Consider the following 18,018-nt stretch of genomic DNA (forward strand, 5'->3'; position numbering starts at 1 on the left):
TCACCCTACTCTCCATGAGTTAACATACGATTATCAATTAATCTTGTCCGACCGAATTTGACTGCAAGTGCAATCAAAATATTGGTGTTTCGCTGATCTAGCGACATCTCCGGCGCCAGTGGCTCCAAATCTGGGAAGCTCAATACTTCAACATAGTCGATGTCTGCCAACGGCTGCTGTGCTATCATATCCTTCATCTTCTGCTGAAGCATTGGGGCTGTCAGCTGCGGATTCTCTTCAAGCCAGACGTCAACTTGACGCAGTGAGCGGGATAGTACGAGCGCTTGCGCCCGTTCTCCCTCAGACAAATACACATTGCGCGAGCTCATTGCCAGACCATCTGCTTCGCGTACAATCGGACATGGAACAATCTCAACTGGGAAATTCAAGTCCTCCACCATGCGCTGAATGACAGCAACCTGCTGTGCATCCTTCATACCGAAGAAGGCTTGATCTGGCTGCACGAGGTGGAACAGCTTCGTAACAACGGTTGTCACACCGTCAAAGTGAACCGGACGCGTAGCACCACACAGCGGACTTGTAATGTCATCCACATGCACTTTGGTTTTGGTAGGTGTAGGATACATCATGTCCGGTGTTGGCATGAATACGATATCCGCACCATGCTTCTTCGCTACCGCCAGATCCCGTTCTTCGTCACGAGGGTACTTCTCATAATCTTCGTTGGGCCCGAACTGTATCGGATTGACGAATATACTTAGGACTACAATATCGCATTGACTGCGAGCCTTGCTTAACAAGCTCGCATGCCCATCATGCAAATACCCCATCGTCGGAACGAAGCCAATGGTTGGGTCTCCGTCCGGACGTCTATGTTCAAGCTTCATGCGACGCAGCGCGTCTCTCAGCTCTTGTATGGAATGTACTGTGATCATGGTGTCTGCACCTTCCCACTTCCGTATAATTGTCCTGCCAATTCCTCATCTGCAGCGAATACATGCTCCTGGGCTGGGAATGTGCGCTGCTTCACTTCTTCTACATAAGAAGCAAACGCTTCACGAATGGTCGTTCCTACATCCGCATATGTTTTTACGAACCGCTTAGGACGATAGTCTGCATCATATCGTACGATATCATGGAATACGAGCACCTGCCCATCACATTTGACACCGGCTCCGATTCCGATTGTCGGAATCTCTAGCCGTTCTGAGATATAAGCAGCCACCTCATCCGTCACAAGTTCTAGTACAACACCGAAGGCTCCCGCCTCCTGCAGTGCTAGGGCATCTTCAAGCAATCGCTGTGCATCTTCCATCGTCTTGCCTTGGATTCGATATCCTCCAATTTGATGTACCGATTGCGGTGTCAAGCCGATATGTCCGAGTACCGGCACACCTGCCTGCACACAAGCCTTGACCATAGGTGCAATCTCCGCTCCGCCTTCCATTTTCACAGCTGTTGCGTGTCCTTCTTGCATAATGCGGCGAACCCCATTCAGCGTCTCAGCCACCGTGCTGTGGTAAGTCATGAATGGCATATCAGTCACAATAAACGTGTTCGGCGCTCCCCGGCGCACTGCGCGGGAGTGGTATACCATATCATCGATCGTAACTGGCAATGTAGAATCATAGCCTAGCACGACATTGCCCAAGGAATCACCGACGAGGATCATATCGACGCCCGCTTCCTCTGCCAATCGGGCAGTAGGATAATCATAGGCTGTCACCATGGCAATGGGTTCGTTTTGTTTCTTCATCGTTTTCATTTTGACAATACTTAGTGGCTGCTTCGGTTTGTTCATTCTTTCTTCATCTCCTTCAACGTCTCTTTGGCGCGTTTCAACACAATCTTCCATCATCTCTTTTGCCTGATAGCTGTTGCTGTGCGCATTTTTCTTAGTGTGTGCAAAACAAAAAACCTTTTAGCATTTCCACTAAAAGGGTCCATAAGAAAAAAAGAGGTCGCAAGCGGACGTCCTTCTGTCTCGGTCCCTTCGGCTCAGAGCAGAAACGTGCTACACGTTCGTCAAGGAATATGCACTTAACTTCATTCTTCCTTGCTGTGTGTGGCCGGTGCGGTTCCGCGAGGATACCGCCAAGCCGACACTTATTATACCAAAGTTTATTCCTACTTACATCACGTAAAGTGTACATCCCCGGAAAAAATTTTCCGGTAGCAACCATCCTCGCCCAGCACGATAAGCGCTCCGGAGTCATCAAGTCCCTGTGCAACCCCAGATACAATTCCGTTCGGGGTCGTCACCGACAGACTGCGTCCAATGGTTACGCTTTGCGCTTCCCATAGCGTACGGATCGGTGCAAATCCTTGCTCAACATACAGCTTGTATAACTGCTCTAATTCAAATAAGCACTCTGCAAGCAGTGAGGCACGATCAATTTCCTTACCCGAAGCAATTTTGAGCGATGTCACTTTAGACCTCAATTCCTCCGGGTAGTCATGCTCTTCCAAATTTACACTGATGCCAACCCCCGCAATAACATGAACAAGTCGTTCATCCTCAGCTGAAGATTCTGTCAGTATTCCGCATACTTTTTTATCTTCATACAAAATATCATTGGGCCACTTTATTCCTAAATCCACGTCCGTCATCCGCTTCATTGCGCGGCATAGCGCAACTGCGGAAAGCAGTGTCAACTGCGGCGTGAATTGTAGCGGAATTTGCGGGCGGAGGATCAGGCTCATCCATATTCCCTTGCCTGCGGGAGAGTGAAAGCTTTTTCCCTGTCTACCTCGCCCCCCTGTCTGTTCCTCCGCGATTATGACCGCACCGTCTGCTGCTCCTTCCAGTGCCCACACAGCCGCTTCGTTCTGCGTCGATTCCGTACGGGCAATGATACGTAGCTGGTGACCCAGCTTGCTCGTCTTCAGTTTCTCAAGCAGCGACAATTCATCCAGCTGCGTTGGCATTTGAACGAGTCGATAGCCCAGCTTCGGCACAGCTTCGAATTCGTAGCCCTTCGAACGAAGACGATTGATTTGCTTCCACACGGCGGTACGTGATATATCAAGTCTCCGGCTAATCTCTTCACCGGATATAAACTCTCCTGGATGCTCTTTGAACCATGCTAGTAATTGGTCACTCATTGTTCATTCCACGCTTTCCTTACATAGTCAAGCAGAGCTTCGCGCTCATTAGCAAGTTCCCCTAATGCTACGGAGAGCCATACCTGCTCCAAGCATTGGCGTAGCCATGGCCCTGCCATCCGTTCTGTGGCTTGCAACACATCCGAGCCCGTCAGGGCAATATCTCGCAAGCCCCGGACGGGAATGTCCTCCAGCCAAGCCTCGCCGTGCTGGAGGAACGGCTGCATTGCAGCCGCATACTCGCGCGCCGCCCCAACGCCCAGTAGGGCGCGGCGGCACGCGAGTGCATCGCGGAGACCTTGTTCGCCGACAGCGAACAGGGTCTCCGCGAAGGAGCGGCGCCACGCGTCCAAGGCGCCGCTATCTTCCCCGGCCGCGGCCAAGGCGGCAGTGCCGCCAGCCGCGAGCCGGGCGTCCGCGCGCAGGACGGCCAGCATGGCGTCCTGCTGCGTACCCGAGCAGCGCAGCGCCTGCACAATGCGCTGCGCCTCCGCTTCGTCTACCTCATGCCCAAGCAGCAGCAGCGCCATGCGCTTCTCGGCCGTATCCACCTGGCCGAGCGCGCACAGCAGCGGCTGCCACACGGCAGCATCGGTCGACGCAAGTGCTCCCAGCGGCTCCTTCGTATGACCCAGGAGACCGCTGCGTACGAGCAGCCCCCAGCCGCGCGCCGGATTCGGGCCTGCTGTAAGCTTCCATATCTCGTCCCGTACACGTTCCATCGCAACGAATTCAAGCGTCTTCTTATTGACCCGCAGCGCCTTCCAAGTCGACTTGGCGAACACGCCGCCAAGCAAAGATGCGAAGCGCACGCCCCGCATCATTCGCAGCGCATCCTCGCGGAAACGCTCCTCGGCTGTGCCAACACAACGGATGATGAGCCTTCTCAGATCGGCTTGTCCACCAAATGGATCATGAATGCACCCGTTCACATCCTTAGCCATCGCATTAATCGTGAAGTCCCGTCTTCTTAGATCCTCATCTAAATCATCAATAAATTCGACTTCCTCTGGCCGACGGTGCCCCTCATACGCCGCTTCCTTGCGAAAGGTGGTCACCTCATAGGTATGCTGCGGCATCACAACAGTTACCGTCCCATGCTGCAGCCCTGTTGGAATCACCTTCGGGAACAAAGCCACTACCTGTTCTGGGTGGGCGGATGTCGCGATATCCACATCATAGATCGGCCGCCCGATCAGCGGATCGCGGACACAGCCCCCAACCATATAAGCACTGAACCCCGCTTCCAGGAGACAGTTCATCACTTGTTCCGCTTCCCGGAACAGCGAGTTATCGGTCAAGCCGCCCCTGCTTCCATATTCATCGCCCATCATCAGGTCTCCTCCCATCAATACATACAAGAGCGCGCAACGGAGATGGCCATTGCGCGCATTCGACGTGTGGTGGTAATGGGTACGGTATACAGCAGATTACCCTCAGCACACCGGCTTCGGATCCAACGCTTCCTTCCCAAGCACACGATAATAAATTTGTTCATATTGCCACGTAATGAGATCGTTGCAGAATACATGTCGTGCCCGATGCAAACATGCCTCATGCATCTTCTGCGACAATTGTGAATCAGACAGCAGTCGAATCGCATAATTGGCCATCGCCGCTGTATCTCCTGTTGGCGCTAAAAAACCCGTCTCTCCATGGCTCACCAGCTCTGGTATGCCCCCTGCTTCGGAGCCGATCGTAGGTACACCGCAAGCCATTGCTTCCAGGGCCACTAACCCGAAGCTCTCCTTCTCGGATGGGAGCAGCAGCACATCTGCCAGCGAAATCACCTGTGCGATTTCATCCTGCTTGCCGAGGAAATGTACCCGTTCTTCCAGTCCCAACTCCCGGATGCGGCACTGAACCTTCGGCATGTCTGGCCCTTCCCCGACGAAGACGAGGCGTGACGGAACTTGCTCCTGAACCTGATTGAAAATATCCACCACATCACTCACCCGCTTAACAGGGCGGAAGTTCGAGATATGCATCAATATTTTCTCATTCGGATAGGCGAAGTCGGCACGGAATTGAGCAACTTCCCTTGGATAGTACACACGCTTATCAACAAAATTGTACGTAAGATCAATCGGACGTGTAATATCAAGCAATTCTCTTGTTTCTTTAATTAAATCATTCGATACAGCCGTAACCGCATCACTCTCATTAATGGCGAAGCGAATCATATCCTTGAGCGATTCATCTTGAGCCAATACCGTTATATCGGTTCCATGCAGGGTAGTGACTACCTTCAGCCCTGGGTGGGCCATTTGCTTTGCCAAATAAGCGCATACCGCATGCGGAACCGCATAATGAACATGCAGCAAGTCAAGCTGCTGCATATTTGCCACTTGTGCCATCTTGCTTGCCAGAGATAAATCGTAAGGAGGATAACGAAAGACATAATAATCGTTAACATCGACCTCGTGATAATGAATATTCTTCTGAAAGCTTGCACCTAAGCGAAACGGAATATTATGTGTAATAAAATGAACCTGATGTCCCCGCTCAGCCAATAGCTTGCCAAGCTCCGTCGCCACAACACCAGAGCCACCGAGCGACGGATAACACGTAATGCCGATTTTAAGACCTTCGTTCATAAACGATCCCCCTTTTCGCCATTCACTCACACGGATCACTATAAGAAAAGAGATACCGCAAACGGGCCTTTCACGACAAACCCTTCCGCATACTCAAATCCGTGAGTCTGACCAAGCAGCGAGTCTCGTGCAGCAACCCGCTCCACATAATTCTGATTCAATGGAGTTGCGACGAAGTCATTGTCGCCATCTGGCTTCATAAACTGAGAGCGATATGCTTGAAGTGACTTCCGCTTCTGATCATATACATCAGACACATCCACCAGAACTTGAGAAGCAGCAACATCATTAATAAAGTAATAATAGACTTGCTCAACCGTATGCGCAGGCAGCTCTGGCATATAACGCCGCAGCTTCGCATTGAACACCGCTTCCTGAACAATGTGGCTACAGGCAATATGATCTGGATGGCGATCCTCCCAGTAAGGCATGAAGACAATACGAGGACGATGCTTGCGAATAGCAGTTACCACCGCATTGATATGCTCCTTGGTCACCTGTAAGCCGCGATCAGGAAGGCACAAATTACCGCGTGCCGAGAGCCGCAAAATTTCTCCTGCTTCCTTCGCTTCCTCTCTGCGCAGCTCTACCGTACCATTCGAGGACATCTCCGCTTCAGTCAAATCGCAAATGCCGACAAGATACCCTTCCTTCGTATGCTTGGCAATTGTGCCCGCCATGCCGATCTCGACATCATCAGGATGCGCTCCGAATGCAAGAATGTCGAGAGTATTCATCATTCTTCCGTTCCCGGCTTATATTTATGTGTCAGTTCACGCCATGCGAAGTCGCCGCGTTCAAGCGCCTTAACAAGAATTTCTGCTGTCGCAATATTCGTTGCAACTGGAATGCCCTGCACGTCGCATAGGCGAAGAAGAGCAATAATATCCGGCTCGTGAGGCTGAGCCATTAACGGATCGCGCAAGAAGATAATAAAGTCCATTTCATTTTGCGCAACAAGTGCGCCGATCTGCTGATCGCCGCCGAGCGGGCCAGACTGGAAGCGATGAATATCTAGGCTTGTCTGCTCCATAATGCGCAGCCCTGTCGTACCCGTTGAATATAATTTATGACCTTGGAACACTTTTTCATATGCGATAACAAAATTAACGATTTCATCTTTTTTGCGATCATGTGCAATAAATGCGATATTTAGCATGTCTATCCCTCCGTTGTGTGTCCCCTGCTCACATTCATTTCGAGCTATCTAAAAATACAAATGCATACAAGCATTAAGCGAAATCGAAGTCAATTGATCAGTCATCAAGCAGGTGCTCGAAGCCGTATACCAATTGCTCCAGATTCATTACCTTCTTGACTGCCATATTCACACCTGGCATATACCCTGCACGCTCATAGGAGTCGTGACGGATTTTAAGAGATTGCCCATAGCCCCCAAAGATAACTTCCTGCTGAGCAAAGACCCCTGGCAAGCGAACACTATGAATACGGAATCCGTTGTAATATCCGCCGCGGGAACCTTCGATCTTCTCTTCTTCATTCGGATTGCCTTGGCGATGCTCCGCTCTTACCTGAGAGATCAATTCTGCTGTCTTCACAGCAGTTCCGGAAGGAGCATCGAGTTTCTGATCTCCGTGATATTCAATGATCTCGAGATCCGGGAAATACTTGGCCGCTTGCTGTGCAAATTGCATCATAAGAATGGCCCCAATAGAGAAATTCGGCGCAATCAGACCACCAAGCTTCTTCTCTTGGCAAAGTTGCGTCAATTGCTCAATCTCTTCCGGCTGGAAGCCTGTTGCCCCAATAACAGGGCGAACTCCATACTCAATTGCAAGCATCGTATTCTTCATTACGGCCTGCGGGATCGAGAAATCAACCATGACATCTGCTTCTACCTTCTGCAGTGTCTCTTCAACATCTGCTGTAGTTGTAACACCGCATGCAGGTAGACCTACTAGCGTGCCCGCATCGACAGCGCCCGCTGACGGTGCAATTGCTGCAACCAGTTCCAAGGACTCGTCCTGCAGTACCATTTTCACAACTTCTCTTCCCATGCGTCCGCTTGCACCCGAGACGGCTACGCGAATTCGTTCCATTTTATGTCCCCCCAACTGCTCCAATAACGATATGTTTTTTTTCGATTATGATTCGTTTGATGTCTGTTCATCAATCCGTGTCCATCGATTCGCGTCACGTGTATTGAACTTGTGCATGCAGGCATCATGAGCCTTCGTCAAGTCGATACCGAGCGAGTTCGAGAAGCACAACAGAATGAACAATATATCTCCAAGCTCCATCTCAATGGAGTTGTCTTCTTCTGAAGCCTTCTTCGGCTTCTCCCCATAGCGATGATTCACTTCACGCGCCAATTCCCCTACTTCTTCAGACAATCGGGCAAGCATCGCAAGGGGGCTGAAGTAGCCTTCCTTAAACTGTGATATGTAGTCATCAACTTCCTGCTGCATTTGCGCGAGTGGCTTGCTGCGCAGGGAAGTGAGGAAAGACTTCATCTCTGGATTTGTCATACGATCCCCTTCTTTATTCATGCAAAAGTGGTTTGAAATGAATGAAATCTGCTACCTATAATGAGGGTAACGACTTCGTTACTTTCTGCTACTATGTTATCGTATCACCGTCTGGAAAACAAATGCTTTTTATCTGCTTCGTAATCCGATATACTAATGAACGAATGAGCATCTTCCTGCCTAAAGGAGCCTGAATTTTAGTGAAATCGACCATTGTTCAACGCATTTGGAATACGTTTCTCCCGATAACGGTTGGAACCGCGATTTTTGCATTTGGATTAATTTACTTCATCATGCCCAATCAGTTGATGGAAGGCGGCGTTACTGGAATTACCGTCCTATTGAATTATGCAGCAGGAATCCATCCATCAATATCTACGCTAGTCTTGAATATCCCACTGTTCATCATCGGTTGGAGAGCACTTGGCATGAAGCAGCTGGCACTAAGTTTTTACGGTGTTCTTAACCTCACGTTCTTCCTATGGTTGTTCGAGCGTGCGGTCTCCATGCATTGGATTTCACCATTTCAAACTTCGAATGACTTCATTTTGGCCACCTTGTATGCCGGCGTTACCGTAGGAACTGGACTCGGTATTGTCTTTCGATTTGGCGGTACCACAGGTGGCGTCGACATCATCGCCCGGATTGCCAACCGTAGATTCGGTATCAGCATGGGGCAATTCATCCTTATCCTCGATATATTCATCATAGGGGCTGCTTTGTTCTATATTCCGAAGGAAAAAATTCTATATACGCTCGTTGCTGTATTCATTTCCTCTAAAGTCATCGATTTTATTCAAGAGGGTGCATATGCGGCCAAAGCATTCACCGTTATCTCTGATCATTCGGAGGAGATTGCGGATGCGATTACAAATGAAATGGAACGCGGGGTCACACTTATTCCAGCAGTAGGAGCATATTCCCGCTCTCAGAAGCAAATGGTGTACTGTGTCGTTAGCCGCACAGAAATTCGCCGTTTCAAAACGATCGTAAAAACAATCGATCCACGGGCATTTATTGTTGTGAACGATGTTCATGATGTGCTTGGTGAAGGATTTCGAGAGGAGTAAGCAGAAGACGAAGCTCTGCCTTCGCGAAAACTGGGAATTCCCATCCCACTGCCTGCTCACGTTCTACTCAAGTCATATCTTAATTACAAATAAACAGACCTCGAAGCAAGCCTGCTGTCGCTGGCCTATATCGAGGTCTACTGTAAGATAGGCACTCCTAGAAGAATTCGCCCATCCCATCCTTCATTCTTTTTTTCATTCCTTGCCTGTCCGAACAATATACTGATAAAACTGCCTTCTACCTCTTACTATTGCGGAAGTTCCCTGGACGAATAGCATATTGTTCATAGCGATACTTCTGAAAACCTACATAAGCCAACATCATGCATACGATAAAGGCCAGCATAAAAATCCACTGAAACGGCATCGGTGTATACGCAGTCGGCCCTAATGTCGGATTCGCCTTACTCGAACCAAATAACTGGATCAGCACCGAGTCCCCATATTTATTTAACGCTTGATTCGCTTCCTTAGGACTGTGTTTTCCCATTATTGTCTCACGGATAAGCTGGCTCAACGATTCCATCATCTCAATTGTCTGCACATCTCGCTGGATGGTCGCAGCAGGGCGAATCCGATCAATATGCTCCAACCAGCGGTTGGCATAGGGAATCCATTCTCTCTTATTATCCGTAGCAAGCAATCGTGCCATATCATCACGCAGCACCTGTTCGTATTGGAGCCACATCGGTTGCTTCGGATTGGTTAATGCATCCGTAGCAAGGCGCAATCTGGCCGATGCACTCATCAATTCCTCTTGCTTCAATTGAATGGAAGGCAAGATCCGCTTCACTTGTACGATTGCATCGCTAAGTGCACGTACACCTTCAACACTTGTCACATCATTAAATGTTGTCTCCGTGAACAGCTTGCCCATAGCCTGAACCGCTTGTTGTATTTTCTCGATCTCTCCTGCAACGCTCGCCCGATAAATCTGTTCTGCATACTGATCTAGCTGCTTCCACTTCTCGCTCGCCGTCTGAGCCGGATCAGCAGCAAGTCGAGACCCCGCATATGTAAAATCGGGCAGTCCTAATAATCCGAGAATACATAACACAACCATTACCGCACGCATGTACATCCCTCCCCCATCATCGTATGGGAGGATGTCCACATTTAGAACATAGCTTCCTTCGATATGTTCGTTCTTTGGTCTCGATAGCGCATTGCTAGCCAAGTCATAACGACACTAATCCCTGTCCATGAAAAAGTAAAAATACATACTGCAGTCAGTTCATTTACTAGCGTATACGGAAGCCATGGGTACACCCCAGCACTGTAATCAACGGTATCATTAAGCCATGTCCAGCACGCTGCCAGCGTCAGCGCTGCACTGCCAAATGCAAACAACCGGACAAATAACAGCCCTTCAACCGCCATCGCCAAATGTGAACCAATTAGCATCCAATCCTGCCATACCATTGGCGAACCCAAATAAGCTCCAGCGACAATCATGACACATGCCCAAATCCCATATTTAATCGACGTAACAACACCTAACGCTTCAATAATACGTTTTGCAATCATGCCGAATATGGTTCGAGGCTGCGGCCGAAATAGCAAAAATCCAATACTGATCGTAAAGAACAGACTTGCCGTAGGACTATCTGGAACGAAGATCAATTGCCATGCAGGATGGTGCTCCCACGTATAGATCAACTGGTTTTTATACCAGTAGTAACCGTAAATTGTTCCAAGAAGATTGCTCCAAAACAATAACCATAATACCCATCGCTGCGAAAGAAAACGTGTGCTCATTACTGATAACAAGTTCATAATTGCTCTGCTCCGATTATTAGGAATATTAAGTTCGTATGCATTTCTAGGGTGTCAATTTCTATGTAATATTAGAATAAGACCTGACTGCACTTTTGGCAATCAGGTCTGTCACACGTTTGAATCTATTGTTTTGCTGCCTTCTGCTTCGAGAGCCAGTCGGCAATATGTTCGATATCTTGGTCATTCAGGCCTTCCTTCTTGGCTGCTTCCACCATAGAAGGCATTCCGCCTTTACCATCCTTAATGACCGTTAAGATCTCATCCTTGCTGAGCTTGTCGCCAATACCAACAAGGGCAGGGCCCGCAGCACCCTTCATATCAACTGCGTGGCAGCTTAAGCAGCCAACCTTCTTCATGTTCGCAAATGCTGGATCATCCTTTTCAACGATTGCGATGCCTTTGCTTGGTTTTGGCTGGTTAGAAGCCTCACCCTTCTCAGCAGCCTCACGTGCCTTTTCCTCACGCTCGACATGCTCTGGTATCATATTCTTCTCAGCCATCTCGGCCTCATAGTGAACCCAAGCGACTCTTGTCAAATATACACATGCAATCAATGTCAAAATCATCATTGAGGATGCGATTGGACGGCGATAGAATCTGCGTTCCTTCCCTGTATCGAGGAATGGAGCAAGCAGCAGGCCTCCGAATGCAAGACCAGGAACTAACACTGTACCAATAACAACATAACTTCCTGATGCATATGGATACTTCAAGAACTGATAGAGAAATAAGAAATACCAGTCTGGAATCGGTACGAACGCCGAGTTATTCGGGTTCGCCGGATAACCGAGCGGTGCAGCTTCCGAGATCGTTAATACTAGAAAAGCGACCAGTGCCACACAGCCAACCATCCACTCTTTCAACAAGAAGTTAGGAATGAAGGCTTCGGATTTCCCTGGAAATGAGGTGTAATCCGGTTGTTTGATTGTGGTTGTTCTCTTCTTAACACGAGAGTCGCCAACAAAGACGACTTTTTCTTCTTTGGAATTCCCATGTGCCATCTCGTTTCCTCCTCCCTTATAGCGGTCCCGAAATGCCTTGGCGTCTAATCATGAAGAAATGCGCTCCAAGCAAGGCAAGAAGTGCCCCTGGCAGGAAGAACACATGAATCGCGAAGAATCGCGTCAATGTCTGCGCCCCGACGACCGTTCCGCCCTGCAGCAATTCTTTCAAATACGGACCGATATATGGTACGGTATCCGCGATCTCCATGCCGACCTTAGTTGCAAAGTAAGCTTTGTTGTCCCAAGGCAGCAAATAGCCCGTGAAACCAAGTCCGAGCATGACGAAGAAGATAAGCATGCCGACTACCCAGTTCATCTCACGTGGTGCCTTATAGGAACCAGTAAAGAATACACGAAGCGTATGTAATAACATCATAACGATAACTAAACTTGCTCCCCAGTGGTGCATACCGCGAACAATTTGTCCGAAGGCAACCTTCGTCTGCAAATATTCGACACTGTAGTATGCGTTCACAATATCAGGGACATAATACATGGTCAGGAACATGCCTGACAGAATTTGAATGACTGTAATAAAAAACGTCAAGCCACCGAAACAGTACACGAACGCAGAAAAATGGTGTGCAGGGTTAACATGCTCAGGCACCTCATGATCCGCCACATCGCGCCACATCGGCGTTATATCCAGACGTTCGTCAATCCAGTTATAAACACCTTTAAACATCTGTTATTTACGCCTCCTCGTTATTGCACGTGTTGGTTCGCAATGATATCGCCCAAGTATACAAAGCCATCCTTAACCTGCACTTTGTACTCGTCGAGCGGTGCACGAGCAACTGCTAACTGCTTGCCTTCTTTCGTATAGTGCGCACCATGGCACGGGCAGAAATATTGATCCTTGTATGCCGGATTCTTATTCCAGTCAACCGTACATCCCAAGTGCTTGCACACCGGAGACAATGCAAATATATTGCCTTCCTTATCCTTGCTTATCCATGCCGTGAGCGTTGGAGTACTCTCATACCAGCCATCGACTTGCTTGATTTCGAAGGTAAATTCAGTAGGTGATTCTGAAATCTTGCTCAATTCAGCAACCTTAATGTACTCGCCTTCTGACTTCTTCTGAAGCAACGGATCAACTGCAAACCGGACCATCGGCAGAGTAGGACCAACAAACATGAAAGCACTTGCCCCACCCAGCGTGTATGTAAGAAATTGTCGACGGGACATTTCTTTTCGCGGCTTTTGAGGTGGATGCTCGTTATTCTGCGGTTTACTCATATACTGTCTAACCCCCCTTTACACAACCGTTCTGAGAGCTTGCTATGACGATAATCACATTCTAACTAGGACATCACTATAATATCCCAGCACTATGAAAGCGTCAAGAATTTACCAATATAATTACCAGAATGAACCTTTTTCTTATGTAAAATGTTTGAATATTGTCACATTTATCCTTGAGTTTGTGTGACGCTCCACATATTTTGCACACATATCTTCATCGCAGAACGTACTTGCCCAGCCTCTTCTTCCATCAGCTCAGCAGGAGTAATGACTAGATCCGCGGCCGGAAGCTTGTCTGAAGTAAGCGGCAGTTGTGCCGATACGACGACAATATACGCAAATCCCTGGCGTCGGAGTCTGGTGCACAATCCATTCAATAGCCTCAGCTCATCAGCATCAAGCTGCTCAGATACGAAATGGTATGCAGGATAGGTTACCGTTCTTCCTCGGAAAGGTATCTCAATGCCATCCAGCCAGTCGCGCAGCTTCTCCAGACCATACCCAGCTACGATTGGGGATTCAGTCCCGTTCAGCCCTGTAACTGGCAATATGCACGTGTCCAGATACGGCCCCCATTCTTCCCATTGTTCTTCGGTCAGTTCACTAAATTTCACGACGTCTCCCCCATCTTTTTCCTTGTCATTACTCCCCATTATACTGAAATGAACAAAAAAATGAAGAACCGCAAAATTGCGCTCTTCATTCATAACGATTTGTAAGGCATCCTTTTGGACAAGTTCTTAGAAGCTACTGCAATGTTTTCAATTCGTCCGTCAAGGTTCGGAACGAGGATTCATCCCCTGTTGCGAGTGCTTTGTCGATTTGTTCATATATTTTTTCCGTACGGTATTTCCGTATGGCATCGTCCCATATCATCTCCGCTGTTAAACTTAACATCGCCTCATACGATACCTTCATTTTATCCATAGGATACACCTCCAACCAACACGATTAAGAGATCCTATATTCCTTTCCTTTCACCACATAGTTCTGAGTTGTCCGTTTCATTCGCTCTACATCTTCATCTGTCAGTTCGCGTATGACTTTTGCGGGTGAACCTAGAGAAAGAGTATAGGCCGGTACTTTTTTATTTTCTGTTACGACAGAACCTGCTCCTATTAAAGCATATTCACCAATGTCAGCGCCGTTCAGTACAATAGCCCCCATGCCAATCAATGTACCGTTGCCTATCCGGCAGCCATGTATAATTGCACCGTGGCCTACCGATACATCATCTTCAACGATTAGCGGCTGATTGGCATTCACATGTCCGATAACGCCATCCTGGATATTCGCTCGCTTGCCAATCCGTATGGGTGCCATGTCTCCACGAAGCACTGCATTGAACCACACACTGGATTCAGCGCCAATCGTCACGTCTCCAATCAGCTTAGCGCCTTCTGCCACATATACGGAAGCATCAACAACTGGCAATATGCCTTGATAAGGTATGTACATTCGATAACATCCTCCCGATCGACCATTCCCACATAGCTCTAGCTGCAAATTCACTAGGCATAGGAAATTTTTGGCCCCATCGTATCAATGAGAATGCCTCTTGTCAACATCTAGCTGAATTTTGTCCTCATGCGCGACATAAACACTATCAATAATAAGCTGCCCTCTGCGAGTCGTCTGTATGACCGAACCATACTGCTCATCTTCACCGAATCGAATGACGCCTAGATGAACCAGCATCATAATAATTCGCTGTCTGAATACGGCCTGTGACGAATCGAAGAAGAATGGCCGCACGAACGGGAGTAGAGCCCGCTCCAAGGAATCTAACGTTGTCCACTGCTTGGTACATAACTGAATCCAATGCACGATGGATAACAAATTCGGAATCGCATTCTTGTACAGCTTCAACCAAAATCGATACAACGAAGCAGACGACTCTATCCCCCCGTTAGCGATACGCTCAATCCCCTTCGGTGTACAGCTTAACCGTCCATCGCCTTCCTCCAACCACCCTTGATAAAAGGCGTAGTCATATAAAAGCGACATACGGTTCGGATAATCATGGAATCTTCTCCCGTATCCAAATCTCCATTCACCACGGGCAATAGGGGCTTCTTGTACGCCAAAGTAATCGAGAAGCTGCTGCTGCGTTTTTTTGTACATAACACCTTCCGCATTCAGCAATACATTTCCGTCCACGATGAATTTCAGAAGCTGTAACACGTCCTCCGCCATTCTTCCATCTTCATCCCGATAAGAGGAAGGGGTATCCGTTTCTGTCAAATGCATCGCGAATGACTGTCTGAGTACATCAATTAATCTCATTTTCAAATCGCTCGGCACTTGGAACAAATACTTGGTTTGATGCGAGCAGCCATTGAACAGCCATCCACTATGCTTAAATTTAGATATCGTTTCACGTGGATGCGGCATTGACGTCACCGCCTGCTGTTCAGCACCAGCATGTTCTAAATCGAACTTTGTCTGCTGCACTCGAGCGATCAATTCCTCCAAGCTAAATGAAGCACGCTTATCAAACAAAATGGAGTTAAGGAACCTAAGCTCTTCAAGCGTCATCTCGTTCACATGCTGTTCGAACACATCCCTTCTGCCTAACACTGACAGAATGGACTGAATCAGCTCGTGCTTGGAATGTTCATTGCAGACGCACCCATAACGCTGAGCAATTCGAGTTAGTTGATTAATATCCGCGTAACTGAGCATATCCGCTAAATTCATGCATGACCTCCGTTTCCGTCAGACGTAATGTGCCGAATCCTCGATGTCCATTACTCATTATTGGAATATTTATCACATTTATTCACATTGTCGTAGAAAACATCGAATATTATATAACGGGAAGATTCTCCTCATAGCCCTCAGTCATTTGATCATGCAAACACAAAAAAGCAGTTCGCTTCACTTCACGTGAAGTCGAACTGCTTTTTATGATAGCTTTCATTATCGCGGTTTCGCTGTCAGATCCAGATGGCGAATATGCTCCACGCAATTATAGAGCAGCGGATACCAGCCTTCCGAACGTTTTTCTAATATTGAATAGGACAAGTTCCCAATGTGTCCTTGTCTGTCGCTTCCAAATAGAGCAATGTACAATTGAGCCAGCCAGCTCCCATGAGAGACTACTAAGAGATTAGATCCCATATGCTGATTCGCGATATGCTCTAGCGTTTGAACTGCGCGGTACTGAAGTTCTTCATCTTTTTCCTGGCCGAGATCCATCTTACGCCACCCTGAACCCCAGCGTTGCTCTCGCTCTTCCGGCGTCGTGCCTTCTACGAGACCATATGCTCGCTCACGCAGACCCTCTGCGGGTGACAGTAATGGAATTTGGAGTGCATCTGCCAGAATCGATGCAGTCTCTTCTGCTCGCTGTAATCCGCTTGATATGACATAATCGAATGGCGCAGTCTCTTGGACGAGGCGCTCTGCCAGCAGCCTTGCCTGTTCACGACCTGTTTCATTCAACGGTATATCCGTCTGTCCTTGTATTTTCCCCTGCGCATTCCAATCGGTTAACCCATGGCGTACCAAACCAATATGTTGTTTCATTGTTACTCCTTCTTAGTCATCCGTTATTGACGCACTCGTGTCAACCAGTTCAACAGCAGTAATGCAAACGTCACCCCAAACAATGACAATGCAATCCAATAATGAGGAATCGTTGGAACAACCCGCAATATTGTCGGTTCACTTACATTGCTTGCAACCGGCAATTCAATATCAAATGCATCAAGGCCAGAATGATCACTGCCTGCCAACGCAGTCGGCAGTATCCCACTAACTGCATGAATATTAGACTGTTCATTGCGAATAAGAAGGAAAACAAGAGCACAGAGGAACATGGCCATACAAAAAGCGATTATCCCCGCAATCACTTGACGTGAGCGCAGGGATAACGCATGAGAACGTCTATGTACAGGCATCAGCCAATCTTGTTCCTCATATATGCGATCCATAACGCGACTCGCTGCTGAGCTGCTCGCTTGTTCCGCATCAAGCTCTAACTCAACTTCATCTTCCATCCAATCCATGCTCGCAGACCATACTGCGAACTGCTCCGCACACGCTTCGCATCCTTCCAGATGTCGATCGATAGCTTCACGTTGCGGATCGTCAATAGGCATATCGACATAATCCGATATCCATTCGAGCGCTTCCGCACATTTCATGTTAGTTCATCCCTTCAAGACCAGGCTCCCTTATGTATGGTTCTAACTGGATCTTTACACTAGCTCGAGCCCGGAACAACAACGATTTAACCGAACTTACGGTTTGCCCTAATACTTGGGCAATTTCTTGATAGTCCAGTTGGTCGTATTCTCGAAGAATGAGAGCGGAGCGTTGTTTGTCAGGCAACTTGCTGATTGCCTCACGCACCAATTCTACCTTCTCATGCCGCAGCAATGCATATTCAGGCGCCGCTTCCTTCGGCGCTTCCGGAACGATTCCTTGCTCCTCATCAAGTGATACTTGAATGCTTCTCTGCTTACGAAGTTCGCTTAACACGGTGTTGCGCGCAATCGTATACAGCCAAGTCGAGAAAGAGGCATCTGATTCCCTGAACGTATGCAGGCTTCGGTATGCCTTGTAAAATGTCTCTGCACACAAATCTTCTGCCAACAGCTCCAACTGGGAATTTTTCAACATATGATAAATAAATGATAGCAATTTGCGTTGATAACGATTCATCAATTCCGCGAAACAGTCTGTGTTGCCGTCCTTGATCTCACGGATGATTTGGGAATCGGTCATGGATTCAAGTCCTCCTTGCTTTCCATATCCA

Annotated in this window: 22 protein-coding genes; 1 reads left to right on the plus strand and 21 read right to left on the minus strand. The window is 48.1% G+C overall.

Features of this window, described 5'->3' with window-relative positions; genetic code table 11:
* Nucleotides 1-5 precede the first annotated feature (5 nt).
* The 9 genes from panC to BP95_RS0120075 all read right to left on the minus strand — a co-directional run bounded on the left by panC (nt 6) and on the right by BP95_RS0120075 (nt 8,152).
* On the minus strand, nt 6-896 hold the full coding sequence (gene panC, locus BP95_RS0120035) for a pantoate--beta-alanine ligase (protein ID WP_021254653.1): 891 nt from the start codon (nt 894-896) through the stop codon (nt 6-8).
* Nucleotides 893-1,762: a 3-methyl-2-oxobutanoate hydroxymethyltransferase gene (gene panB / locus BP95_RS0120040; RefSeq protein WP_028533089.1), complete on the minus strand. Its 870-nt coding sequence runs from the start codon at nt 1,760-1,762 to the stop codon at nt 893-895. Before panB ends, panC begins: the two co-directional genes overlap by 4 nt.
* 335 nt (nt 1,763-2,097) lie before the next feature.
* Nucleotides 2,098-3,066 carry a biotin--[acetyl-CoA-carboxylase] ligase gene (locus BP95_RS0120045; RefSeq protein ID WP_021254655.1) on the minus strand — a complete coding sequence of 323 codons (969 nt, stop codon included), beginning with the start codon at nt 3,064-3,066 and terminating at the stop codon, nt 2,098-2,100.
* Nucleotides 3,063-4,400 carry a CCA tRNA nucleotidyltransferase gene (locus tag BP95_RS0120050; protein WP_231515149.1) on the minus strand — a complete coding sequence of 446 codons (1,338 nt, stop codon included), beginning with the start codon at nt 4,398-4,400 and terminating at the stop codon, nt 3,063-3,065. The genes BP95_RS0120045 and BP95_RS0120050 overlap by 4 nt, the downstream gene beginning before the upstream one ends.
* A gap of 102 nt (nt 4,401-4,502) precedes the next feature.
* Nucleotides 4,503-5,663 carry an N-acetyl-alpha-D-glucosaminyl L-malate synthase BshA gene (bshA, locus tag BP95_RS0120055; RefSeq protein WP_021254657.1) on the minus strand — a complete coding sequence of 387 codons (1,161 nt, stop codon included), beginning with the start codon at nt 5,661-5,663 and terminating at the stop codon, nt 4,503-4,505.
* Nucleotides 5,664-5,701: 38 nt separating this feature from the next.
* Complete coding sequence (gene bshB1, locus BP95_RS0120060; protein WP_414813096.1) at nt 5,702-6,403, minus strand: bacillithiol biosynthesis deacetylase BshB1; 702 nt, start codon at nt 6,401-6,403, stop codon at nt 5,702-5,704.
* Nucleotides 6,400-6,822 carry a methylglyoxal synthase gene (locus BP95_RS0120065; RefSeq protein ID WP_021254659.1) on the minus strand — a complete coding sequence of 141 codons (423 nt, stop codon included), beginning with the start codon at nt 6,820-6,822 and terminating at the stop codon, nt 6,400-6,402. Before BP95_RS0120065 ends, bshB1 begins: the two co-directional genes overlap by 4 nt.
* A 97-nt stretch (nt 6,823-6,919) precedes the next feature.
* On the minus strand, nt 6,920-7,723 hold the full coding sequence (dapB, locus tag BP95_RS0120070) for a 4-hydroxy-tetrahydrodipicolinate reductase (RefSeq protein ID WP_021254660.1): 804 nt from the start codon (nt 7,721-7,723) through the stop codon (nt 6,920-6,922).
* Nucleotides 7,724-7,768: 45 nt separating this feature from the next.
* The gene (locus tag BP95_RS0120075) at nt 7,769-8,152 is read right to left on the minus strand and encodes a MazG nucleotide pyrophosphohydrolase domain-containing protein (protein WP_021254661.1); all 384 of its coding nucleotides are present in this window, start codon (nt 8,150-8,152) and stop codon (nt 7,769-7,771) included.
* Nucleotides 8,153-8,352: 200 nt separating this feature from the next.
* On the opposite strand from BP95_RS0120075, the gene BP95_RS0120080 reads away from it, so the two are divergent.
* Nucleotides 8,353-9,222: a YitT family protein gene (locus BP95_RS0120080; RefSeq protein WP_021254662.1), complete on the plus strand. Its 870-nt coding sequence runs from the start codon at nt 8,353-8,355 to the stop codon at nt 9,220-9,222.
* Nucleotides 9,223-9,460: 238 nt separating this feature from the next.
* On the opposite strand, the gene BP95_RS0120085 is transcribed toward BP95_RS0120080, so the two are convergent.
* The 12 genes from BP95_RS0120085 to BP95_RS0120140 form a co-directional block, all read right to left on the minus strand.
* Nucleotides 9,461-10,297, minus strand: coding sequence for a sporulation protein YpjB (locus tag BP95_RS0120085; RefSeq protein WP_021254663.1), 837 nt, complete (start codon nt 10,295-10,297; stop codon nt 9,461-9,463).
* Between the two features lie 41 nt (nt 10,298-10,338).
* The gene (locus BP95_RS0120090; protein ID WP_021254664.1) at nt 10,339-10,998 is read right to left on the minus strand and encodes a DUF1405 domain-containing protein; all 660 of its coding nucleotides are present in this window, start codon (nt 10,996-10,998) and stop codon (nt 10,339-10,341) included.
* A 125-nt stretch (nt 10,999-11,123) separates the two neighbouring features.
* Nucleotides 11,124-12,002, minus strand: coding sequence for a menaquinol-cytochrome c reductase cytochrome b/c subunit (locus tag BP95_RS0120095; protein ID WP_021254665.1), 879 nt, complete (start codon nt 12,000-12,002; stop codon nt 11,124-11,126).
* 16 nt (nt 12,003-12,018) lie between these two features.
* A complete protein-coding gene (qcrB, locus tag BP95_RS0120100; protein WP_005546984.1) occupies nt 12,019-12,690 on the minus strand; it encodes a menaquinol-cytochrome c reductase cytochrome b subunit in 672 nt (223 codons plus the stop codon).
* Nucleotides 12,691-12,710: 20 nt separating this feature from the next.
* Complete coding sequence (locus BP95_RS0120105) at nt 12,711-13,247, minus strand: Rieske (2Fe-2S) protein (protein ID WP_021254666.1); 537 nt, start codon at nt 13,245-13,247, stop codon at nt 12,711-12,713.
* Nucleotides 13,248-13,420: 173 nt separating this feature from the next.
* Nucleotides 13,421-13,867, minus strand: a complete 447-nt coding sequence (locus BP95_RS0120110; protein WP_028533094.1) for a DUF2487 family protein — start codon at nt 13,865-13,867, stop codon at nt 13,421-13,423.
* Between the two features lie 133 nt (nt 13,868-14,000).
* Complete coding sequence (locus tag BP95_RS0120115) at nt 14,001-14,180, minus strand: IDEAL domain-containing protein (RefSeq protein ID WP_021254668.1); 180 nt, start codon at nt 14,178-14,180, stop codon at nt 14,001-14,003.
* Nucleotides 14,181-14,204: 24 nt separating this feature from the next.
* Nucleotides 14,205-14,711 (minus strand): gamma carbonic anhydrase family protein, encoded by a 507-nt coding sequence (locus tag BP95_RS0120120; protein WP_021254669.1) that lies wholly within the window; start codon nt 14,709-14,711, stop codon nt 14,205-14,207.
* An 84-nt stretch (nt 14,712-14,795) separates the two neighbouring features.
* Complete coding sequence (locus BP95_RS0120125; RefSeq protein ID WP_021254670.1) at nt 14,796-15,953, minus strand: hypothetical protein; 1,158 nt, start codon at nt 15,951-15,953, stop codon at nt 14,796-14,798.
* Nucleotides 15,954-16,175: 222 nt separating this feature from the next.
* Nucleotides 16,176-16,784, minus strand: a complete 609-nt coding sequence (locus BP95_RS0120130; RefSeq protein ID WP_021254671.1) for a histidine phosphatase family protein — start codon at nt 16,782-16,784, stop codon at nt 16,176-16,178.
* A gap of 23 nt (nt 16,785-16,807) precedes the next feature.
* Entirely contained in the window at nt 16,808-17,404 is a 597-nt protein-coding gene (locus tag BP95_RS0120135; protein WP_021254672.1) for an anti-sigma factor family protein, read from the minus strand.
* Between the two features lies 1 nt (nt 17,405).
* Entirely contained in the window at nt 17,406-17,987 is a 582-nt protein-coding gene (locus BP95_RS0120140; RefSeq protein WP_021254673.1) for an RNA polymerase sigma factor, read from the minus strand.
* Between the last annotated feature and the right edge of the window lie 31 nt (nt 17,988-18,018).

It is taken from the genome of Paenibacillus sp. UNC217MF (assembly GCF_000686865.1).
Classification (GTDB): Bacteria; Bacillota; Bacilli; order Paenibacillales; family Paenibacillaceae; genus Paenibacillus_B; species Paenibacillus_B suaedae.